General features: G+C 66.7%; 20 protein-coding genes. 6 read left to right on the top strand and 14 right to left on the bottom strand.

Features of this window, described 5'->3' with window-relative positions; translation table 11 throughout:
• Positions 1 to 41: 41 nt before the first annotated feature.
• On the bottom strand, positions 42 to 1,448 hold the full coding sequence (gene lpdA, locus QRN63_RS02420; protein ID WP_285029052.1) for a dihydrolipoyl dehydrogenase: 1,407 nt from the start codon (positions 1,446 to 1,448) through the stop codon (positions 42 to 44).
• Between the two features lie 105 nt (positions 1,449 to 1,553).
• On the opposite strand from lpdA, the gene QRN63_RS02415 reads away from it, so the two are divergent.
• Positions 1,554 to 2,417, top strand: coding sequence for a cyclopropane mycolic acid synthase family methyltransferase (locus QRN63_RS02415; RefSeq protein WP_285029051.1), 864 nt, complete (start codon positions 1,554 to 1,556; stop codon positions 2,415 to 2,417).
• A 23-nt stretch (positions 2,418 to 2,440) separates the two neighbouring features.
• Here the strand turns inward: QRN63_RS02415 and QRN63_RS02410 are convergent, their stop codons facing one another.
• Positions 2,441 to 2,929: a DUF779 domain-containing protein gene (locus QRN63_RS02410; RefSeq protein ID WP_267318754.1), complete on the bottom strand. Its 489-nt coding sequence runs from the start codon at positions 2,927 to 2,929 to the stop codon at positions 2,441 to 2,443.
• A gap of 35 nt (positions 2,930 to 2,964) precedes the next feature.
• Here QRN63_RS02410 and QRN63_RS02405 point away from each other — a divergent pair, with 35 nt between their 5' ends.
• Positions 2,965 to 5,010, top strand: coding sequence for a prolyl oligopeptidase family serine peptidase (locus tag QRN63_RS02405; protein ID WP_267318753.1), 2,046 nt, complete (start codon positions 2,965 to 2,967; stop codon positions 5,008 to 5,010).
• Positions 5,011 to 5,061: 51 nt separating this feature from the next.
• On the opposite strand, the gene QRN63_RS02400 is transcribed toward QRN63_RS02405, so the two are convergent.
• The 7 genes from QRN63_RS02400 to QRN63_RS02370 form a co-directional block, all read right to left on the bottom strand.
• Positions 5,062 to 5,943, bottom strand: a complete 882-nt coding sequence (locus QRN63_RS02400) for a hypothetical protein (protein ID WP_285029050.1) — start codon at positions 5,941 to 5,943, stop codon at positions 5,062 to 5,064.
• A gap of 27 nt (positions 5,944 to 5,970) precedes the next feature.
• On the bottom strand, positions 5,971 to 6,837 hold the full coding sequence (gene ppk2, locus QRN63_RS02395; protein ID WP_267318751.1) for a polyphosphate kinase 2: 867 nt from the start codon (positions 6,835 to 6,837) through the stop codon (positions 5,971 to 5,973).
• Between the two features lie 58 nt (positions 6,838 to 6,895).
• Complete coding sequence (locus tag QRN63_RS02390) at positions 6,896 to 8,413, bottom strand: aldehyde dehydrogenase family protein (protein WP_285029049.1); 1,518 nt, start codon at positions 8,411 to 8,413, stop codon at positions 6,896 to 6,898.
• 89 nt (positions 8,414 to 8,502) lie between these two features.
• Complete coding sequence (locus QRN63_RS02385) at positions 8,503 to 9,069, bottom strand: phosphatase PAP2 family protein (protein WP_285029048.1); 567 nt, start codon at positions 9,067 to 9,069, stop codon at positions 8,503 to 8,505.
• Positions 9,066 to 9,599: a mycothiol transferase gene (locus QRN63_RS02380; protein WP_285029047.1), complete on the bottom strand. Its 534-nt coding sequence runs from the start codon at positions 9,597 to 9,599 to the stop codon at positions 9,066 to 9,068. The genes QRN63_RS02385 and QRN63_RS02380 overlap by 4 nt, the downstream gene beginning before the upstream one ends.
• A gap of 10 nt (positions 9,600 to 9,609) precedes the next feature.
• On the bottom strand, positions 9,610 to 10,008 hold the full coding sequence (locus QRN63_RS02375) for a VOC family protein (protein WP_285029046.1): 399 nt from the start codon (positions 10,006 to 10,008) through the stop codon (positions 9,610 to 9,612).
• A gap of 83 nt (positions 10,009 to 10,091) precedes the next feature.
• Complete coding sequence (locus QRN63_RS02370) at positions 10,092 to 10,703, bottom strand: hypothetical protein (protein WP_502888068.1); 612 nt, start codon at positions 10,701 to 10,703, stop codon at positions 10,092 to 10,094.
• Positions 10,704 to 10,836: 133 nt separating this feature from the next.
• Here QRN63_RS02370 and QRN63_RS02365 point away from each other — a divergent pair, with 133 nt between their 5' ends.
• From QRN63_RS02365 to QRN63_RS02355, 3 genes are all read left to right on the top strand, one after another.
• Positions 10,837 to 12,573 carry an N-acyl-D-amino-acid deacylase family protein gene (locus QRN63_RS02365; protein WP_285029045.1) on the top strand — a complete coding sequence of 579 codons (1,737 nt, stop codon included), beginning with the start codon at positions 10,837 to 10,839 and terminating at the stop codon, positions 12,571 to 12,573.
• 24 nt (positions 12,574 to 12,597) lie between these two features.
• Positions 12,598 to 12,948 (top strand): pyridoxamine 5'-phosphate oxidase family protein, encoded by a 351-nt coding sequence (locus tag QRN63_RS02360; protein WP_285029044.1) that lies wholly within the window; start codon positions 12,598 to 12,600, stop codon positions 12,946 to 12,948.
• A gap of 63 nt (positions 12,949 to 13,011) precedes the next feature.
• A complete protein-coding gene (locus tag QRN63_RS02355) occupies positions 13,012 to 13,842 on the top strand; it encodes an endonuclease domain-containing protein (RefSeq protein WP_267318744.1) in 831 nt (276 codons plus the stop codon).
• A gap of 68 nt (positions 13,843 to 13,910) precedes the next feature.
• Here QRN63_RS02355 and QRN63_RS02350 read toward each other — a convergent pair whose 3' ends face one another.
• The 4 genes from QRN63_RS02350 to QRN63_RS02335 form a co-directional block, all read right to left on the bottom strand.
• Positions 13,911 to 15,311 (bottom strand): hypothetical protein, encoded by a 1,401-nt coding sequence (locus tag QRN63_RS02350; protein ID WP_285029043.1) that lies wholly within the window; start codon positions 15,309 to 15,311, stop codon positions 13,911 to 13,913.
• A gap of 206 nt (positions 15,312 to 15,517) precedes the next feature.
• Entirely contained in the window at positions 15,518 to 17,143 is a 1,626-nt protein-coding gene (gene groL, locus QRN63_RS02345; RefSeq protein WP_267318742.1) for a chaperonin GroEL, read from the bottom strand.
• Positions 17,144 to 17,365: 222 nt separating this feature from the next.
• Positions 17,366 to 18,202 (bottom strand): LLM class F420-dependent oxidoreductase, encoded by an 837-nt coding sequence (locus QRN63_RS02340; protein WP_285029042.1) that lies wholly within the window; start codon positions 18,200 to 18,202, stop codon positions 17,366 to 17,368.
• A gap of 10 nt (positions 18,203 to 18,212) precedes the next feature.
• A complete protein-coding gene (locus QRN63_RS02335; RefSeq protein ID WP_267319024.1) occupies positions 18,213 to 18,779 on the bottom strand; it encodes a TetR/AcrR family transcriptional regulator in 567 nt (188 codons plus the stop codon).
• Between the two features lie 102 nt (positions 18,780 to 18,881).
• Here QRN63_RS02335 and QRN63_RS02330 point away from each other — a divergent pair, with 102 nt between their 5' ends.
• Positions 18,882 to 19,787 (top strand): SDR family NAD(P)-dependent oxidoreductase, encoded by a 906-nt coding sequence (locus QRN63_RS02330; RefSeq protein ID WP_267318740.1) that lies wholly within the window; start codon positions 18,882 to 18,884, stop codon positions 19,785 to 19,787.
• A 72-nt stretch (positions 19,788 to 19,859) separates the two neighbouring features.
• Here QRN63_RS02330 and QRN63_RS02325 read toward each other — a convergent pair whose 3' ends face one another.
• Positions 19,860 to 20,195 carry a pentapeptide repeat-containing protein gene (locus tag QRN63_RS02325; protein WP_285029040.1) on the bottom strand — a complete coding sequence of 112 codons (336 nt, stop codon included), beginning with the start codon at positions 20,193 to 20,195 and terminating at the stop codon, positions 19,860 to 19,862.
• Positions 20,196 to 20,859 lie beyond the last annotated feature (664 nt).

The raw sequence follows: 20,859 nt of genomic DNA, 5'->3' as shown, positions 1-20,859 counted from the left end.
AACCGCCTATCGCGGCAACGACATTCGCGCGCAAAACCGACTCAGAAGTTGATCATGTGGCCGGCCAGGCCGTGGATGGCCTCCTGCAGCGCCTCCGACAGCGTCGGGTGGGTGTGCACGTTGCGGGCCAGCTCGGTGGCGGTCAGGTCCCACTTCTGGGCCAGCGTCAGCTCCGGCAGCAACTCGGACACGTCGGGACCGATCAGGTGTCCACCGAGCAGTTCGAGGTGCTTCTTGTCGGCGATCAGCTTCACGAAACCGGTCGGATCCGCCAGGCCGTGTGCCTTGCCGTTGGCGGTGAACGGGAACTTCGCGACGACAATGTCAGACCCTCGCCGTAGCGCTTCTTCTCTGGCCTGCTCCTCGGTGAGCCCGAAGCTCGCGACCTGCGGCTGGCAGAACGTCGCGCGCGGCATCATGCGGTAGTCGCCGAGCGTCTGGGTCTCGGCACCGGCGATGGTCTCGGCAGCGACGACGCCCTGCGCCTCGGCGACGTGCGCGAGCTGCAGCTTGCTGGTGACGTCACCGATGGCGTAGATGTGCGGCACGTTGGTGCGCATGTTGTCGTCGATCGCGATGGCCCCACGGTCGGTGAGCGCGACGCCCGTCGTCTCGAGGCCGTAGCCGTCGACGTTGGGCCCGAAACCGATGGCCTGCAACACCTTGTCGGCCTTGAGCTCCTGAGTGGCGCCGTCCTTGCTGACGACGACGGTCACTTCGGACCCGTTGTCCTCGATCGACTCGACCTTGGTACCGGTGAGGATCTTGACGCCCAGCTTCTTGTACTGCTTCTCGATCTCCTTGGACACCTCGGCGTCCTCGTTGGGCAGCGCGCGCGGCAGGAACTCGACGATGGTCACGTCGACGCCGTAGTTCTTCAGCACGTACGCGAACTCCATGCCGATGGCGCCCGCGCCCGCGATGATGATCGAGCCGGGCAGGTCCCGGGTCATGATCTGCTTCTCGTAGGTGACGACGTTCTCGCTCAGCGAGGTGCCGGGCACCAGCCGCACCGACGAACCGGTGGCGATGATCGCGTTGTCGAACGTGAGGTCTTCGGTACCGCCGGCGTTGAGCGCGACGCGCATCGACTTGGGGCCGGTGAAGGTGCCGTAGCCCTCCAACTCGGTGATCTTGTTCTTCTTCATCAGGAAGTGCACGCCCGCGACGCGGCCCTCGGCGACCTTGCGGCTGCGGTCGAATGCCGCACCGAAGTCGAACGTGGCCTCGCCGCTGATGCCGAAGGTCTTGGCTTCCTTGTTGAAGATGTGGGCCAGCTCCGCGTTGCGCAGCAGGGCCTTGGATGGGATGCATCCCACGTTGAGACAGACGCCGCCCCAGTACTTCGGTTCGACGATGGCGGTGGTCAGCCCCAGCTGGGCTGCACGAATTGCGGCGACATATCCGCCGGGACCGGCTCCGAGAACGACGACGTCATAGTGAGTCACATGCACACCTTATAGGCGCGGCGACGGGGAGGGTCGGGAGACCGATTCAACTTCGCGAAACTGGGTATCCGGCGGGGACCCGTCGTCAGAAAGGGTCGATGCCCCATGTCCAATTCCCTGATGCCGCACTTCAGCGATGTGCAGGCGCACTACGACCTGTCTGACGAGTTCTTCCGGCTGTTCCTCGATCCGACCCAGACCTACAGCTGCGCCTACTTCGTGCGCGACGACATGACACTGCAGGAAGCACAGCTGGCGAAGATCGACCTGGCGCTCAGCAAGCTCGGCCTCCTCCCGGGCATGAAGCTGCTGGACATCGGCTGCGGATGGGGGTCGACGATGCTGCGTGCCATCGAACGCTACGACGTCGACGTGATCGGCCTGACGCTGTCGAGGAACCAGGCGGCCCATGTCCAGCGCACCTTCGACCGGATGAACACCGCCCGCAGCCGCGAGGTCCGATTGCAGGGCTGGGAGCAGTTCGACGAGCCGGTCGACCGCATCGTGTCGATCGGCGCCTTCGAGCACTTCGGCCCGGACCGCTATCCGGAATTCTTCCGGCGGACGTACGCGGCCATGCCACCCGACGGCGTCATGCTGCTGCACACCATCTGTGGTTTCGACTTCCGGGACGCCAAGGAACTCGGGATACCGCTCACCTTCGAATTCGCCCGCTTCGTGAAGTTTCTGCTGACCGACATCTTCCCCGGCGGCCGACTGCCGATCATCCCCGTCGTGGAGGAACTCGCGACCGCCGCCGGATACACCGTCAGCCGGAAACACTCACTGCAGCCGCACTACGCCACGACCCTCGACATCTGGGCGCAGAACTTGGCGGCACACCGGGACGAGGCCATCAGAATCCAGTCTCGGGAGGTCTACGACCGCTACCAGCGGTACCTGACCGGGTGCGCGGAACTGTTCCGCAACAAGCAGGCCGACGTCGTCCAGTTCACCTTGGAGAAATAGCTCGTCGTGGCGGCAGGTGTCACCTACGCCAAACCCTGACGCGCGGCCGGCACCGGGCACGCCTCCTCGGCGTGATCGACGATCAGCGTGCCATCCCGCACCGGCCTGATGCCCTGCGCATACTGCGCGCCGGTGACAGGCGGCTGCGCGGCCAGCTCGGCGTTCTCCGCTTCGGTGAACACCCGTCCGCGCGACAGGAAGCGCTTGCCTTCGGGCGCCTCCAGGCTGAACCCGCTGCCGCGGCCCGCGACAACGTCGATGATGAGCTGGGTGTGCTGCCAGGCCTCGAACTGCGGTCCGGAGATCCACACCGGGACGCCGTCGGGGCCGACGTCGAGTACCGCCAACAGGACGTCCCGATCCCCGACGATGAAGTCGCCGTCGGGGTAACACATCGGCGACGAGCCGTCACAGCAGCCGCCCGACTGGTGAAACATCAAGGGGCCGTGCTGGTTCTGCAGCGCGCGCAGCAGCTCGGCGGCCTCGGCGGTGATCAGTGCCCGAGATGGCATACGGCCACCCTACGCCGGGGAGTAAGAATGACCAGGTGAGTTCTGAATCCCCAGTTGATCCCGTCGCTGCGCTCGCCCAGTCCTCCGAAGACCCCTACCTCTGGCTCGAGGACGTCACCGGTGACGACGCCCTCGCCTGGGTGCGCGAGCACAACGAGCCGACGATCGCCGAGTTCGGCGGCGAGCGCTTCGAGCAGATGCGCGCCGACGCCCTCGAGGTGATGGACACCGACGCCCGCATCCCGTACGTCCGGCGGCGCGGCGAGTTCCTCTACAACTACTGGCGCGACGCGGAGAACCCGCGTGGGCTGTGGCGGCGCACCACGCTGGACAGCTACCGCACCGACGCCCCCGAGTGGGACGTGCTGATCGACCTGGACAAGCTCGCGGCCGACGAGGACGAGAACTGGGTGTGGGCCGGCGCCGACGTCATCGAGCCCGGGCTGAACCTCGCGCTGATCGCACTGTCACGCGGCGGGGCCGACGCCACCGTCGTGCGCGAATTCGACATGGAGACAAGGCAGTTCGTCGAAGACGGGTTCAACCTGCCGGAAGCCAAGTCCAGCGTCTCGTGGGAGACACCCGACACGGTGTTGGTGGGCACCGATTTCGGGCCGGGCGCCATGACCGAGTCGGGGTACCCGCGGATCGTCAAGCGGTGGCACCGCGGGCAGCCACTGGCCGAGGCCGTGACGATCTTCGAAGGCGCGGCGTCCGACGTCAGCGTCGGCGCAGGCTACGACAGCACACCGGGTTTCGAGCGGCTACTGGTGTCGCAGTCCACCGACTTCTTCAACCGTGAACGCTACGAGGTCCGCGGCGACGACCTGGTCCGCATCGACGTGCCCACCGATGCCGCGATCTCCATTCACCGGGAATGGCTCCTCATCCGGCCGCGCGTCGAATGGACCGTCGGCGAGACGACGTACGCCGCGGGCACGCTGCTGGCCGCCCGCTACGACGACTACCTCGCCGGAAACCGGGAACTGAGTGTGGTTTTCGAGCCCGACGACCACAGCAGCATGCAGAACTTCGCGTGGACCCGCGACCGGCTGCTGCTGCAGACGCTGGTCGACGTCATCGGCCACATCGAGCTCGTCACCCCCGGCACGTGGGAACGTACCGACATCCCGGGCGTGCCGAAGCACGCCACCACGGTCATCGTCGACGTCGACGAGTACGGCGACGAAATCTTCCTGGACTCAAGCGGATTCGACAGCCCGTCGCGTCTGCTCTGGGGACACGCCGGTGGCGCGGTCACCGAGATCAAGCGCGCACCGGCGTTCTTCGACGCCTCCGAGGTCGAGGTGTCGCAGCATTTCGCGACGTCCGCCGATGGCACACGGGTGCCGTATTTCGTTGTGGGACAACGCGGCGTCACCGAGCCACGCAAGACGCTGCTGAGCGGATACGGCGGCTTCGAGTCATCGCTGCTGCCCGGCTACGCCGGGGTGCTCGGCCGGTTGTGGCTGACGCAGGGCGGTACCTACGTCGAGGCCAACATCCGCGGCGGCGGCGAGTACGGGCCGCGCTGGCACACCCAGGCGATGCGCGAGGGCCGTCACCTGGTGTACGAGGACTTCGCCGCCGTCGCAGCCGATCTGGTGCGCCGCGGCATCACCACCGTCGAACAACTCGCGGCCGAGGGCGGCAGCAACGGCGGGCTGCTCATGGGCGTCATGCTCACGCGGTATCCGGAGTTGTTCGGCGCCCTCGTGTGCAGCGTGCCGCTGCTCGACATGAAGCGCTACCACCTGCTGCTCGCCGGGGCGTCATGGGTGGCCGAGTACGGCGACCCCGACAACCCCGATGACTGGGAGTTCATCTCGAAGTACTCGCCGTACCAGAACATTTCGACCGACCGGAAATACCCGGCGCTGCTGATGACCACGTCGACGCGCGACGACCGGGTGCACCCCGGCCACGCGCGCAAGATGACGGCGGCCCTCGAGGCCGCCGGCCACCGCGTCAGCTACTACGAGAACATCGAGGGCGGACACGGTGGGGCCGCGGACAATTCGCAGGCTGCGTTCAAAGCCGCGCTGGTCTATTCGTTCCTGGAGCGCACCGTCGGGTCGTGATTTGTGCACGATTTTCCGCGCCCACCGCGGATTTTCGTGCACAAATCACTGTCAGGCGGTGGGAGCTGCCACCGGCTTGGGCTTGCGGACCACGCGCCGGCCCAGGTTGCCGAGCAGCGTGACGAGCACGCCCAGCACGACCAGTCCGCCGCCGATCGCGAGGGTGATGTTGAGCCACTGGTGGGCGTTGGCGATCGCCGTGTCGACCATGACGTCGGCCACTTGCCGCACGTTGCCGGTGGTGCGGTTCAGCGCGTCGTTGATGTAGCGCCGACCCGCCTCGATACCGGCCCAGCCCGCAGCGCCCACGACCATGGTCGAGATACCCAGGGCGGCAACGGTTTTCCCGCGCGAGCGGGTCACCGCCAGAGTCAGCAGGGCGAACGCGCCCGTCAGGACGCAGATACCGACGCGCGCCCACGGCCCCCATGTCGTCGCGGCGCGGAACTGGCCCGGCCGCAACGATTGGGCCGAATCGGTGATCGGTACCTCGATCTTCGACGGGACCCGGATCCCGAACGCCGCCAGGGTCGCCTTGAACGACCGGTCCGACAGCATCGGCGACAGGTCGATGGTCCAGCGGCCGGACGAGTCCGAGTGGGCCATGGTGTCGGTGAACAGCCAGTCGTGCGCATAGCCGTTCGCGGCGCCGAACTGGCCCGGGAACGCCGAGCTGGACGTGTAGATGCCGGCGGCGTTCGACACGGTGCTGGTGCTCAGGTCGTATCCCGCACTCGTGGCCAGTCTGTTGACCTGGATGCCCAGCTCGCTGGCCGTGGCCTTCTGCAGCTCATGGTTCTTGGCTGCCGTGGTGGCCAGGGCGACGTAACCACCCCGGTCGACGAGTGTGTGCTGCGCCCAGCAGACCGGCACAGCCACCGCCACAGCGACGGTGGTGACCAGCCACAACAGCAGTGTCGCGACGAATCGCAAGCGCCCTCCTACGTTGGTGGGCGCCGCTCAGTCGGACAGCGCCCGTCCCACGATCAGCGGATCGGCGTGTCCGACCACCTCATGGTCCTTGTTGTCGTAGTCGAATTTACCGAGAACATGACGCATCGCGTTGATCCGGGCGCGCTTCTTGTCGTTGCTCTTGACCACAGTCCACGGCGCGACCTCGGTGTCCGTCCACGCGAACATCTCTTCCTTGGCCGCGGTGTAGGCGTCCCACTTGTCCAGCGAGGCGAGATCCGTCGGCGAGAGTTTCCACTGCCGCACCGGGTCGACCTGGCGGATGGTGAAGCGGGTGCGCTGCTCGGCCTGGGTCACGGAGAACCACAGCTTGGTGAGGCTGATGCCGTCGTTGGTCAGCATCTGCTCGAAAAGCGGTGCCTGGCGGACGAATTCAGCGTGCTGCTTGGGCGTGCAGTAGCCCATCACACGTTCGACGCCGGCCCGGTTGTACCAGGAGCGGTCGAACAGCACGATCTCGCCGGCGGCCGGAAGATGCGTGACGTACCGCTGGAAGTACCACTGGGTACGTTCCCTCTCGGTCGGCTTCTCCAGCGCGACGACGCGGGCCCCGCGCGGGTTGAGGTGCTCCATGAACCGCTTGATGGTGCCGCCCTTGCCGGCGGCGTCGCGGCCCTCGAAGACGATGACGTGCCGCAGCCCGTTGGCCTGGCTCCATTTCTGGAGCTTCAGCAGCTCGATCTGCAGCAGGCGCTTCTGCTCTTCGTAGTCGTGCCGGCTCATCCGCTCGTCGTACGGATAACCCTCGCGCCAGGTGTCGACCACCTCTCCACTGGGCAGCAGCACCAGCTCGGGGTCGTCGTCATCATCGTCGCGAACGGCGTAGCCATTAACGGCAGCACTGTCGAGGGTCACTGGCCGAAAATAGCTGGCAGGCCGAACCTGCCGGTGACGCGCCGGTGAACAACAGGTGCTACTTGGCGGTGCGCTTGGGCCGGATCAACGACACCTTGGTCAGGACCCTGTTCATGCGGGCCAGGGCCTTCATGGAGTTGTGGTAGTAGTTGCCGCCCGCGCCCTTGCTCGTGCGCGGCTCGACGACCGTCTCCTGGCGACAGAACTTGCGGATGCCGTCGGCTCCGCCGAACCGGGCGCCGATGCCCGAGGTCTTCCAGCCACCCATCGGGGCGGTCGTGCACATCAGGTTGGCCAGCACGTCGTTGATGTTCACCGCACCGCAGTCGAGCTGCAGCGCCACATCTTTGGCCCGCTGCACATCGCCCGAGAACACGGTCGCGCTCAGACCGTACGGGCTGTCGTTCGCCAGTCGGACCGCCTCGCCGACGGTGGCGACCTTCATGATCGGCAAGGTCGGGCCGAACGTCTCCTCGGTCATGCAGGCCATCGAATGGTCGACGTCGACGAGCACCGTCGGCGGGTAGAAGCTGCCCGGGCCGTCGGGGCGTTTGCCGCCGGTCAGGGCGCGGGCACCGGCCGCCACGGCCTCGTTGACGTGCCGCTCGGTGATGTCCACCTGGCCGGCGTCGATCTGGGCGCCCAGGTGATAGCCCTCGCCGGCGCCCACCTTGAGGTTCTGCACCGCTTTGACGACGGCTTCGACGAACGCGTCGTAGGCCGGTTCCAGCACGTAGACGCGCTCGACGGACACGCAGGTCTGCCCGGCGTTGAACATCGCGCCCCAGACCGCGGCGTTGGCGGCGAGCTCCACGTCAGCGTCCTCGAGGACGATCATCGGGTCCTTGCCGCCGAGTTCGAGGCTGACCGGGGTGAGGCGGCGCGCCGCGCGCTCCATGACCTTGCGGCCGGTGGCCGTCGAACCGGTGAACTGGATGAAGTCGGAGTTGTCGATGACGGCCTCGGACACCTCGCGGGCACCCTGGGCGAGGGCCAACACCTCGGGCGCCCCGGAGTCGGTCCAGCCGCGCAGCAGCAGTTCGGCGGTCAGCGGGGTGCGCTCGGACGGCTTGAGCAGCACCGCGCACCCGGCGGCGAGCGCCCCGATGGCGTCCATCAACGCGTTGGCCACCGGGTAGTTCCACGGCGCGATGATGCCGACCACCGAGCGCGGGCGGTAGTGCACGGTGATCTTCTTGACCGACAGCATCGGCAAGGGGGCCGGCCGGGTTTCGGGCGCCAGCGCCTTCTCCATGGTCTTGACCACGTAAGAGATGATCAGGATGGCCAGCGGGATTTCGACCTTGGCGTCGACCATCGACTTGCCGGTCTCGCGGATCAGCAGGGCCTCGACCTCGTCGCGGTGATCGTTGAGCCATACCGCAAAGCGAGCCAGCACCTTCGCCCGGCCCTGGGGCCCCCGGGCCTCCCACTCACGCTGCGCCGCGCGCAGGCCGGCGGCGATGCGCGGCACATCGGCCGGGTCCGTCCAGCTCACGGTCCCTGCGATGGCACCCGTGGCGGGGTCGAAAATGGTGCCGGAGCCGGGCGATCGGACATCAGACGTAGCGGTCATACCGCCATCGTAACGACCAGGTGTGACGCGGGTCGCACCTGGCTTGACGCGTGTCAAAAATGGCTCGCCCGGGACCCGGCGCTGGCGAATCAGACCGCCGCTTCTCGCCGCGCCGGCACCGCGAGCAGCCGGGCCGCCAGGCACACCAGACTGGACCCGAACAGCAGGGCGCCGATGGTGTCTGTGAAGTAGTGGTACGTGAAGGCCTGGCCGAGCATGCCCAGCGGAACGAAGACGCCGGCCAGCACGCGTGACCACAGCACGGCCCCGGCCGCCACGACGATCACGCCCAGCACCGTCACCATCAGCACGGTGTGTCCACTCGGATAGGCCAGCGCCCCGCCCTTGTGCCGACCGAACAGTTCCTTCAGCCCGCGCTCGATGAACACCGCCAACTGGGGCGTCAGCGCGATGACCGCGGCGAGGCGCCAGCGCCTGTGCCACAACGCGATTCCCACTGCGATCACCAGCATCGCCATCAGCACGCGCGGGTCGGTGAAGAACAGCAGCCAGCCCGTATACGGCCGGCCGGCCCGACCTGCGTCCTGGAAGACATCGTCGACGGGCGTCGAGGCCTTGCCGACGCCCCAGCCCAACAGGGCCATCAGGCCCAGCCCGACCGGCGGCCACCAGCGGACGAATGTCTCAGCCGTCATCTGTGCGCGGCGATGCCCTGCACATACGCGGCCTGTCCCAGGTGCTGCGCACAGTCGTCGACGATGCTCACCAGTCGCGCACTCGCGGTGACCGGGGGATCCCAGCGTCGGTCGACGATCCGCTCGAGGTCCTCGGGAGTCACGCTCGCGACATATTCGAGCGTGACCTTGTGCACCGCGCGGTAGTAGCCGACCAGCAGCTCGACCGGCGGCCGCACCTTGCCGACGTCCTCGGGGGTGTGCCCGTACCCGATGTCGTAGCCGGGCGCGTCACTGTGCGGCAGGTCGAGCGCGAACCGCTGCTCCCAACCTTCGCTCGTCCACACCTGCTCGATGCCCGCGACATCGCACAGCTGCATGTCCTGGCACCGGGCGCTGTGCCACAGTAGCCATGCAATGCTGTTGGCCTCCGGCGTCGGCCGCCAGCACGACACCTCTTCGGTCAGACCGTCGGCCACCTCGTCGACGTGCTCGATGAGCCGAGTGAATGAGTCGCGCAACAATTCTCGCGCTGCAGCGGTGTCAGACATGGCGCCGACGCTACCCGACTTGACGGTCGCTGGCCGAGCCGTGGAACACCGCTTCCACGTTGTTGCCGTCGGGGTCACGAACGAATGCGCCGAAGTACTCGGGGTGGTATTCGGGCCACAGCCGCGGCGCGTGCAAGGACTCGGCGCCGAGCGCGACCGCGGCATCGTGGAATGCGGTCACCGTCGCAGCGTCAGCAGCGTGGAAGGCGATGTGCACCTCGCGGTTCGGCCCGGATGCCTCTCCAGCACTTGCGTCGGCAATCCAGAACTCAGGCCTGCCGTTGCTGCCGTAGCCGATGGCGATCCCGAAATCCATCTGCCGGCTGAACCCGAGCACGCCGAGCACAGCGTCGTAGAACTGCTGGGACTTGGCCCAGTCACTGCAGTTGATGCCGAAGTGGTCGATCATGCCCAGATCGTGCCACGCGGTACCGACAAGAAATCGGAGCGACGAACCCGGGGGTCCGCCGCTCCGATTTGGTCAATGACCGATCAGTTGTCGGCAAGGGTGCGGTAGAGCGCCTTCTTGGCCTCCGCGACCGCGGCCGACAGGGTGGCGACGGCCGCCGTCAGGTCGGCCTTCTGCGCGTCGTTGCCGGTGAACTTGATCGTGCGGGCCAGCCCGGCGAGCTCGAACAAATCCTTACGCAGCTTGATGACGTCGCCGAACTTCCCCGCCTGTCCGAGGAACGCCTGTACCGTCTCGCTGCTGACACCGCGCCAGGCGAGCAACTGCTCACCGAACTCGGTCAGCGTCGCGACGCCGTCCTCGACCGTGGCCACGCCACGAGCCGCGAGCAGCGAGAGGACGAACTCGACCTTGTCCACCGGCGGCTCGAACGCGCCGTCGGTGATCTCCGAAACCCGCTGCGAGAGCTGCTCGGCCGTGGCCGGGCCTTCCTGTAGTAGCGCGGCCGCCGCAATCGCGGCACGCTTGATACGACCCTTGACGAAGTGGTGTCCGGGCCCGGCTCCGAAGCCGCCGCCGAAACCACCACCGAAGCCCGGGCCGCACGCGCCGGGACCACCCGTGCCGGGACCGAAGCCCCCGAATCCGGGACCGAAGCCCCCACCGAAACCGGGGCCGAAACCAGCTGAGAACATCGCTATTCCTTTCGTTGTGTCGATGCATCTTGTACCTATCACGATACATCGGTTTTGCAATGCCTAGTCGTTCTAACTTCAACTCAAAGCCAACTCACAGATCTGATGACGGCCTGAGTCGTACGTTGTTCACATGAACGCAGCGGGCGCCGCCTACGACATCGTCATTCGCAACGGACTCATCGCCGACGGGTTGGGCGGCGCGCCCTTCCGGGGCGACGTCGCAGTTCAGGACGGGTTGATCGCGGCGGTCGGCGCCGTAGACGGGACCGGCGCCCGGGAGATCGACGCCACCGGCCTGCTCGTCACCCCGGGCTTCGTGGACCTGCACACGCACTACGACGGACAGGCCATCTGGTCCGACCGGATGACCCCGTCTTCCGCTCACGGCGTAACCACCGCGGTGATGGGCAACTGCGGCGTCGGCTTCGCACCCTGCCGTCCGGACGATCACGACGTGCTGGTCGACGTGATGGCCGGCGTCGAGGACATCCCCGGCGTGGTGATGGTCGACGGCCTGCCCTGGACCTGGGAGACCTTCCCCGAATTCCTCGACGCCGTTGATGCCGGACGCCGCGACATAGATGTGGCCGCGTTCCTCCCGCACTCGCCGCTGCGCGTGTACGTGATGGGCCGGCGCGGCGTCGACCGCGAACCCGCCACCCCCGAGGACCTGGCACTGATGCGCAAGCTCGCGGCCGAGGCCGTCGAATGCGGCGCCCTGGGCTTCGCGTCGTCGCGGCTGACTCTGCACAAGACCTCGGGCGGGCAACCCATCCCCAGCCACGATGCGGCACAGGTCGAGATCGAGGCCATCGCCCGAGGCGTCGAGGACGGCGGCGGCGGACTGATCCAATTCGTGCCCGACCTACTGGCCGGCGACTACGAGGTCGCGCTGAAGACCGTGTTCGACGTCGCGGCCGACGTCGGCCTGCCCGTCACGTTCACCCTGGCCGTCGGCAACGCCGGGCCGGCCACGTTCGAGGACGCGCTGCGCATGGTCGAGAAGGCCAACAGCGATGGCGGCAGCATCAGCGCCCAGATCTTCCCGCGGCCCATCGGCCTCGTCATCGGCCTCGAACTGTCGGGCAATCCGTTCGTGCTGTATCCGTCGTACCGCAAGATCGCCGACCTGCCGTTGGCCGAGCGCGTCGCCGAGATGCGCAAACCCGAAGTCCGCCAACACATCCTGAACGACACGGCGGCCGCCGACGGCCACCCCCTGATGTTCGCCGCGCAGGCATGGGACTACATGTTCCCCCTGGGCACTCCCCCGAATTACGAACCGGCGCCGTCGGATTCGATCGCCGCCCGCGCCGCCGCCCGCGGTGTCAGCCCGTTGGAAGAGGCGTACGACCGCGTCCTCGACGACGACGGCCATGCCATGTTGCTGGTGACCCTCGCCAACTTCCGTGACGGATCCCTCGACACCGTGGCCGAATTGATCCAGCGCGACGACGTCATCCTGGGCCTCGGCGACGGCGGCGCACACTACGGAATGATCTGCGACGCATCGTTTCCGACGTACCTCCTGACGCACTGGGTGCGTGATCGCGCCGCCGGCCGGCTGGACCTGGCGCACGCCGTGAAGGAGCTGACGTCGGTGCCGGCACGCGTCGCGGGCCTGCACGACCGCGGCCGAATCGCGGTGGGCTACAAGGCCGATCTCAACGTGATCGACCAGGACGCGCTGACACTGCACAAGCCGACCATCGAGCACGACCTGCCCGCCGGCGGGCGCCGGCTGGACCAGACGGCCGACGGCTACGTCGCGACCATCGTGTCCGGCGAGATCATCGCGGAGAACGGCGCGCCCACGGCGGCCCGGCCGGGTCGGTTGGTGCGCGGGCGGCAACCCGCACCGGCGTGAGCGGCGGCGACCTATCCTGGCCACATGAGCGTGAAGGTGGATCTGGAAAAACTCGGCGACACCCTGGCCGACTTCCCGGTCGGCTTTCTGATCACCGTCGGTGACGACTTCCGTCCGCACACGGTCGCCGTCGTCCCGGCGTTCGACGGTGGCGCGGTGACGATCGAGCCCATCGGCAACACCACCCGGCGCAACACCGGCGCCCACCCGGCCGTGACGGTGCTGTGGCCGCCGCGGGAACCCAGCGGCTATTCGCTGATCGTCGACGGGACTGCCGACGCCACCGATTCGGGCCTGCGCATCGTGCCGACACGAGCAGTGTTGCACCGCAGCCCTGAAGGCGTCCACGACTGCGTGTCACTCAAAGAAACCTGAGTTATCCACAGGCTGACGCCGCGGGGACTGTCGCCGGCTGCCTCTTTCGGCTGCTATTGAGCGATGGGGGAAATCGAACTGGTGCTTGCCGCGAACGGTGGGGTGGCGTCCGCGGTGCAACTGCGCGAGGCGGGCTGGTCGCGTCAGCAGATCAAGAAACAACGGTGGCAGTCGGTACGGCGCGGTTGGTACGCCGGCCCGTCCGCCGACCCGCAGGTAGTGCGCGCGGTTGCCGCCGGGGGCGTGATGGGATGCGCCTCCGTGCTGCGCCGCTTCGAGGTGTGGGTTCCCGATTCCGGTTTGCACGTCCGGTATGCCGAACGTGCACGCCGGTCACGACCCGGTGTCCGGTCGTGCCATCCGTACCGACTTGATCCACCGATCACCGGGGCCGTCGATCCGATCGATGTTGCAATTGCATCGGCAGCGAACTGCCTGAACAGCGAGGGCCTCATCGTGGTCCTGGACTCGATGCTGAACAAGCGCATGATCCAGATGGCCGACGCGCGAGACATTGTCGCCGCATCGCGCTTCGCCCGGCTACACCTGGCCGAGCGATGTGATGCCAGGAGCGAATCCGGCACGGAGACCATGATCCGGTTACGACTTCGAGCACTGCGAATTCACGTACGCATCCAAGTCCGCATCCCTGGAGTCGGGCGAGTCGACCTGCTCGTGGGCGACAGACTGATCATCGAAGCCGACAGCCGCGAACATCACGTACCCCGATATCAGGCCGACCGGGACAGGGACAGAGCGGCGACGAAGATGGGGTATCTGGTGATTCGACTGAGCTACGAGGATGTTGTGTACCGCTGGGACACGGTGGAGGCGGACATCCTGGCCATCATCCGGCGAGATCGACACCTCGGCCCGATCACAACGTCGGCCTGAGAGCGTCGATAACCGTATATAGCCTCAACGACGCTCTCAGCCCGACATTGTGTCAGGCATCGTCATCGTCAGGCAGCTGCATCCGAGCCCGTCGAACCCGAGGTGGCACCGCCGGCAGGCTTGTCGGTCCCGGCGGGCGCCGATACGGAAGTCGTTGACTTGTCGGCTCGGCCGGTGGCCGCGCCGGTCGGAGCGGACTTGGTACCCGGCCGAACCTTGTTGCCCGACTTGACTTTTCCGGCCTTCTTATCCGGCGTGCCGGTCGTGCTGCCCTGCGTGTCCGGCTTTGCCTCCGGAGTGTTCGCGGTCTCCTGAGACTTCGCGGTCTCCTGAGACTTCGCGGTGTCCTGAGTTTTCGAGGCATCCGGAGCCTTGGGGCTATCCGGGGCGGTCGGCGCTTCCGGTGCTTTCGAAGTGTCCAGGGTCTTGGGCGCTTCCGGAGTCTTCGGGGCCTTCGGGCTGCCCGCGACGGTGAGCGTCACCGAGTTCGCGCTCGGCCCGTCGGCCGCCGGGATGTCGCCGGCGGCCACACCGTGGACCGCGGCAGTCGGCGCCGGCCCGCTCACCACCACAGTTTTCGCGGCCGCGGTGCTTGCCAGGGCCGGCGGTACCGGCGCCGGCAGATTCGCCAGCAGATTCTCGAGCCCCTGTTGGAGGTTGGCGACGACGCCCGTCGCGAATTGGCCGACGGGCCCCGGGAGCGTGGTCAGCGGGTAGGTGAGGTCGTGGATCAGGTAGCCGGCCAGTCCGCCTTGGGTGTCGGAGCCGAGAAGTCCGTACACCAGATTGCTGATCAGTCCGGGAATGTCCTGCGGGTTCTTGATGGCCGACTCGACAGTGGCTGCGACGTTGTACGGCAGGAAGCCGACATAGTCGACCACATCCCACGCCGCCCACACCGGCGCGAGCGGCACATTGTTCAGCGAACTCACGATGCGCCCGGGTGTAGTGGCCCAGAAGGCGTCGGTCGCGGCGACACCGGTCGCCGGGTCGGGCAGCCCGCCGAGGGCGGCGCCGATGACGTTGGCGATGCCGTCGGCGATGCTGTTGATCAGGCCCGGCTGAGTAGCGCTCGGGCCCACCGGATAGGGCAGGCCGAAGGCGATGTTGCCGATCGCGTTTGCCTTGAAGTCCCACGGGAAGGTGTAGTTCGGGTAGGACTCGGCCGGGTTGGCATATCGGTTGACCAGCCAACTCAACACCGAAGGTGCGTAGTCCGGACGCTGCACCGAGATGGCGATGGCGGTCAGCGCGTCGAACGGCAGGGAGACCACCGCTTCGATCGGAATGGCGACGCTGCCCGCGAGGCCGTCGACGATCCAGCCCGCGCCCGCCAGCGCATCGGTGATGAGCGACGTCGGGACGACGTCGGCCTTGATGGTCGGGACGCCGCGTTCCGCCGCACCGATCGATGCGCCGGCAGCGACCACGCCGGCCGCCAGGGCCGCAGCAGCCAGTTTGGTCGGCATCAGTCGAATAGAAGCACTCATGAGACCGCGACCCCCTCGGCGGCGTGGCGAGCAACGAGAAGATGCTGCACCAGGAAGCCGTTATTGACTTCTCTGTAAATAACTAGCAGATTCCCAGCCCCCGCGTAGCCGATTCAGCAACCAAGCCGACGAAAAGGCCCCGGCGTGCAGAGCGCGCGCCGGGGCCTTTCGTAGAAGAGCTGGACTTAGAAGTCCATACCGCCCATGCCACCGGTCGGGTCGCCGGCGGGAGCCGCGGCCTTCTCCGGCTTGTCGGCGACAACGGCCTCGGTGGTGAGGAACAGCGCCGCGATGGACGCCGCGTTCTGCAGCGCCGAGCGGGTGACCTTAACCGGGTCGGCAACGCCGGCGGCCAGCAGGTCCTCGTACACGTTGGTCGCGGCGTTCAGGCCGTGACCCGAGGGCAGGTTCGACACCTTCTCGGCGACGACGCCCGGCTCCAGACCACCGTTGAAGGCGATCTGCTTCAGCGGAGCCGACAGGGCGACACGCACGATGTTGGCACCGGTGGCCTCGTCACCCTCGAGCTTCAGCTCGTCGAGAGCCGGAGCCGACTGCAGCAGGGCCACGCCACCACCGGCAACGATGCCCTCTTCGACGGCAGCCTTCGCGTTGCGGACGGCGTCCTCGATGCGGTGCTTGCGCTCCTTGAGCTCCACCTCGGTGGCGGCGCCGGCCTTGATGACTGCAACGCCACCGGCCAGCTTGGCCAGGCGCTCCTGCAGCTTCTCGCGGTCGTAGTCGGAGTCGCTGTTCTCGATCTCGCTGCGGATCTGGGCCACCCGGCCGGCGATGGCATCGGAGTCACCGGCGCCCTCGACGATGGTGGTCTCGTCCTTGGTGACGACGACCTTGCGGGCGGTACCCAGCAGCGTGATGTCGGCGGTGTCGAGCGAGAGGCCGACCTCTTCGCTGATGACCTGGCCACCGGTGAGGATCGCCATGTCCTGCAGCATCGCCTTGCGGCGGTCACCGAAGCCCGGGGCCTTGACGGCGATGGACTTGAAGGTGCCGCGGATCTTGTTGACGACCAGGGTCGACAGGGCTTCGCCCTCGACGTCCTCGGCGATGATCAGCAGCGGCTTGCCCGACTGGATGACCTTCTCCAGCAGCGGCAGCAGGTCCTTGACGGTCGAAATCTTCGACGAGACCAGCAGGATGTACGGATCCTCGAGGACCGCTTCCTGACGCTCGGCGTCGGTCACGAAGTAGCCCGAGATGTAGCCCTTGTCGAAGCGCATACCCTCGGTGAGCTCCAGCTGCAGGCCGAAGGTGTTGGACTCCTCGACGGTGATGACACCCTCGTTGCCGACCTTGTCCATGGCCTCGGCGATCAGGTCACCGATGGACTGGTCACCGGCCGAGATACCGGCGGTGGCGGCGATCTGCTCCTTGGTGTCGATCTCCTTGGCGGACTTGAGGAGGCTGGCAGTGACTGCTTCCACGGCCTTCTCGATACCGCGCTTCAGGCCGAGCGGGTTGGCACCGGCCGCGACGTTGCGCAGGCCTTCGCGAACCAGGGCCTGAGCCAGGACGGTGGCGGTGGTGGTGCCGTCGCCGGCGACGTCGTCCGTCTTCTTGGCGACTTCCTTGACCAGCTCAGCGCCGATCTTCTCGTACGGGTCCTCCAGCTCGATCTCCTTGGCGATGGACACGCCATCGTTGGTGATCGTGGGGGCGCCCCACTTCTTCTCCAGGACGACGTTGCGGCCCTTGGGGCCCAGCGTCACCTTTACCGCGTCGGCGAGGGCGTTGAGCCCACGCTCGAGGCCACGGCGGGCCTCTTCGTCATACGCAATTGTCTTGGCCATTGCGAAGTAATTCCTCCGGTTGGGAATTGCACGTCTTTGGTCAGGCGCAGCGCCCGCGACGGACGGCCTGGGCTGTGCTCGCAGATGCGGCCCCGGCCTCACTGTCCCGACCTAGCACTCACCTATCGAGAGTGCCAACGTCTTTTTAGCACTCTGACAGGGCGAGTGCAAGGTTGTTCGCCATCCGCGCAAGCACCCGGCGACGCCGATTCGCAGCGGGGGTCAGGACGCCGACCGGTAGCGCGCCACCTGCGCCGTGTATTCATCGAGCAGACGCAGCGATTCATCCTTGTCGACCGACGGCAGGAACAAGCCGATCTGCCCATAGCCCAGGTCCTCGGCGGCATGCCAGTAGTCGGGCTTGACGGGCGCACCGAACATCGCCAGCGGGACGTCGTGTCCGGCTCCGTCACGCATCTGACCGATGCGTTTGGCCAACACGTCCCGGGGCAGCGGGTTGGAAATCCAGCCGGCGCGGTGCCGGATCACTCGCTTGACGGTGGCGTCGGAGTTGCCGCCGATGTAGACGGGCGGGTGTGGTTTCTGCACCGGCTTGGGCCGGCAGTACGACGAATCGAAGCTGACGTGCGTGCCGTGATACTCGGCAGGTTCGGTGGTCCACAGCGCCTGGATCGCCTCGATGCTCTCGTCCAGCCGGGCGCCGCGGGTCTTCGGGTCCGTGCCGTGATCGCGCATCTCCTCGAGGTTCCAGCCGGCTCCGACACCGAAGACGAAGCGACCACCGGAGATGAGGTCGATGCTCGCGGCCTCCTTGGCCGTATGGATCGGATCGCGCTGGATGAGCAGGGCGACACCGGTGAAAAGCTCGATCGAAGAGGTCACGGCAGCGGCCGCGGCAAGAGTGACGAAGGGGTCCAGCGTGTTGTAGTACCAGGGCGGCAGGTCACCACCGTTCGGGTACGCAGATTCCCGGCTCGCCGGAATGTGACTGTGCTCGGCGACGATGAGCGAGGCGAAGCCGCGCTCTTCGATCGCCCGCGCCAAGCTGACCGGATCAATGGTGTCGTCATCGACGAAGGTGGCGATTCCGAACTTCATGCCGCCGACGCTACTCCCGACGCGGCCGAAGGCCGTCCATCATGAGCTCGACGACCCGGTCGGCGGCGTCGGCGTTGTAGCGCTGCGCGGCATTCGCGGCCACGAGCAGTGTCTTCACATCCGCCGGCGTGACGTCGACACGAACGGCACCGGCCCCTTGGGCGGCAGCCAGCAGCTGGCCGAGGAGCGCCAGGAATTCCTGTTCGACATCGGGCACCAGGGTGTTGACGTCGATCCCCAGGCCGGCGAGCGCGTCGACCAGACCCTGATCGGTTTCACCCCAGCGGACCATCGAGCGCAGGAAGTCGAACAGCGCCTCGCCCGGCGCGTCCGACGCCAAACACGCCCGGCCGGCACCCATCACGGACTCCAGCCGATCCTCGATCACCGCGCGGTAGAGATCGTCCTTCGTCGGGAAGTGCCGGTAGACGGTGCCTGCGCCGACGCCGGCCCGGCGGGCGATCTCATCGATCGGCACCGCGAGGCCCTCGTCGGCGAAGGTTTGGTAGGCGACTTCCAGCACGCGCGCGCGGTTCCGGGCCGCATCGGCCCGCAGCGGCCTCTTCGGTTTGCAGATCATCATGCTCCCGGGAACAAATAAAACGGGGCGACCGTTCCGGATAAGTGAAACATCCGGGGCGCTCGCCCCGGTTCAGGCCCAGGCTACCGAGGAACCGTCATGACCAAGTGGACTACCGCCAACATTCCCGACCAGACCGGACGCACCGCCGTCATCACCGGCGCCAACACCGGCCTCGGCTACGAGACCGCAGCCGCACTCGCCGCCAAGAACGCACACGTCGTGCTCGCCGTCCGCAACCTCGACAAAGGCAAGGAAGCCGTCGACCGCATCCGGCAGGCCACGCCCGACGCCGACGTCGCTCTCCAAGAGCTCGACCTGAGCTCGTTGCAGTCGGTTCGGGAAACCGCCGAACAACTGAAGGCCGAATACCCGGCGATCGACCTGCTGATCAACAACGCCGGCGTGATGTGGACGCCCAAACAGACCACCGCCGACGGCTTCGAGATGCAGTTCGGCACCAACCACCTGGGACACTTCGCGCTGACCGGCCTCCTGCTCGACCAGCTCCTGACGGTGCCCGGCTCTCGCGTCGTGACGGTCAGCAGCCTGGGCCACCGCATTCGCGCCGCCATCCACTTCGACGACCTGCAGTGGGAGCGCCGCTACAACCGCCTGGAAGCCTATGGCCAGTCCAAGCTCGCCAACCTGCTCTTCACCTATGAGCTGCAGCGCCGGCTGACGGGCGCGGAGACCGTCGCCCTTGCCGCACACCCGGGCGGATCGAGTACCGAGCTGATGCGGCACGTTCCCGTGCCGCCCGCCGTCGCGGCACCCGTCGTCGAGCGACTGTTCCAGAGTGCGGCCATGGGCGCCCTGCCCACCTTGCGCGCCGCGACCGACCCGGCCGCGTTCGGCGGCCAGTACTACGGGCCGGACGGACGGTTCCAGCAGACCGGCTACCCGAAGGTCGTCGGCTCGAGCGACCAGTCACATGACACCGAACTGCAGCAGCGGCTGTGGGCGGTGTCCGAAGAACTGACCGGGGTGACGTTCCCGGTCTGAGCAAAAAGAAGTCCTGTGGGTTGTGCGACAGGAGGTTTCGCACAACCCACAGGACTCCGGGACCGCGAGCGGCTAGTGGGGGTAGCCGATGTTCAGCAGGCCGTTGCGCCCGTCGCCCACGGTGACGACACCGCCGCTCCCGTTACCGATGTTGAGGATGCCGGTGCTTCCGTTGCCGATGTTGGCGACGCCGGTGCCCCCGTTGCCCAGGTTGAGGATGCCCTTGTTTCCGAAACCGAAATTGAGGACGCCGGTGTTGCCGGCGCCGCCGTTGAGCACGCCGTCGTTGCTGCCCGGCCCGAGGTTGATACCGGAGTCGGCGGAAGCCGCGCCTGCGCCGAGCAGCGCGATTGCGCCGGCACCAACCACCGCCGCTCCCACGAGGACGGTTGAACGGATCATCGACATGACTTCTCCTTCGCTAGCCCGAATGTTGATAACCAAGAATAGACAGCATCCGGTCGAATGAGAAGCAATTCGAGCAAATACGCTACCCAGTTACGCGTATCCGCACTCCGAAGGTCGGTCACCGACTCGCGCAGCCCCTGCACCAACGGCGACCACATCCAATACTCATCCAACTGGATTAATTACCAACCATATTCGTCGACAGCTCACTGGTCGACAATTTACCGCGCGATTCAATTTCCAACGCTTGCCGCAACGGCTTTTTGCGTATACGGGCCACAATTACAACGTGTGTGGCAAATTTTATGCGCATCGTAGTATTTACGCTGTCGAGTGATTACGTAACGCCGTCGACGCCCGATAGGAATTTGCTACCGACTCACGACCGGGCTGCCCCCGGCCCCGAGTTCGAGGACCCGTCGCGACGCCCAGATTGGTTGCGCACCAGGAGAATGAACGTGTTCTAGATTTGGTCCGGGCAGCGACCCCGTCAACTGCTCAACGGCGTACCGCGATCACCTCTCCCAGAGCCGGCCGCACCGGCCGAACTATGCACGACAGCCGACTTTCCGCAGGTGAGAATCACTTTTTCGCAGCGATTCCGGTACCCGCGGTCCGCCGATATGAACGGACGCACACTTTCCCCAAGATGTTCACAGTTTTC

The organism is Mycolicibacterium sp. lyk4-40-TYG-92, from assembly GCF_030209435.1.
Taxonomy (GTDB): Bacteria; Actinomycetota; Actinomycetes; order Mycobacteriales; family Mycobacteriaceae; genus Mycobacterium.
The sequence above is the reverse complement of the archived record's forward strand: the minus strand, read 5'-3'. Positions and strand labels throughout refer to the sequence as shown.

Bases quoted from the DNA above. Each gene is read 5' to 3' on its own strand.
- QRN63_RS02360 (WP_285029044.1), top strand. From the start codon at position 12,598: ATGAGCGTGAAGGTGGATCTGGAAAAACTCGGCGACACCCTGGCCGAC.
- QRN63_RS02380 (WP_285029047.1), bottom strand. From the start codon at position 9,599: ATGTCTGACACCGCTGCAGCGCGAGAATTGTTGCGCGACTCATTCACT.
- QRN63_RS02350 (WP_285029043.1), bottom strand. From the start codon at position 15,311: ATGCCGACCAAACTGGCTGCTGCGGCCCTGGCGGCCGGCGTGGTCGCT.
- QRN63_RS02410 (WP_267318754.1), bottom strand. From the start codon at position 2,929: ATGCCATCTCGGGCACTGATCACCGCCGAGGCCGCCGAGCTGCTGCGC.
- QRN63_RS02390 (WP_285029049.1), bottom strand. From the start codon at position 8,413: ATGACCGCTACGTCTGATGTCCGATCGCCCGGCTCCGGCACCATTTTC.
- QRN63_RS02355 (WP_267318744.1), top strand. From the start codon at position 13,012: ATGGGGGAAATCGAACTGGTGCTTGCCGCGAACGGTGGGGTGGCGTCC.
- QRN63_RS02330 (WP_267318740.1), top strand. From the start codon at position 18,882: ATGACCAAGTGGACTACCGCCAACATTCCCGACCAGACCGGACGCACC.
- QRN63_RS02385 (WP_285029048.1), bottom strand. From the start codon at position 9,069: ATGACGGCTGAGACATTCGTCCGCTGGTGGCCGCCGGTCGGGCTGGGC.
- QRN63_RS02365 (WP_285029045.1), top strand. From the start codon at position 10,837: ATGAACGCAGCGGGCGCCGCCTACGACATCGTCATTCGCAACGGACTC.
- QRN63_RS02325 (WP_285029040.1), bottom strand. From the start codon at position 20,195: ATGTCGATGATCCGTTCAACCGTCCTCGTGGGAGCGGCGGTGGTTGGT.
- QRN63_RS02375 (WP_285029046.1), bottom strand. From the start codon at position 10,008: ATGATCGACCACTTCGGCATCAACTGCAGTGACTGGGCCAAGTCCCAG.
- QRN63_RS02415 (WP_285029051.1), top strand. From the start codon at position 1,554: ATGTCCAATTCCCTGATGCCGCACTTCAGCGATGTGCAGGCGCACTAC.
- QRN63_RS02340 (WP_285029042.1), bottom strand. From the start codon at position 18,202: ATGAAGTTCGGAATCGCCACCTTCGTCGATGACGACACCATTGATCCG.
- QRN63_RS02370 (WP_502888068.1), bottom strand. From the start codon at position 10,703: ATGTTCTCAGCTGGTTTCGGCCCCGGTTTCGGTGGGGGCTTCGGTCCC.
- groL (WP_267318742.1), bottom strand. From the start codon at position 17,143: ATGGCCAAGACAATTGCGTATGACGAAGAGGCCCGCCGTGGCCTCGAG.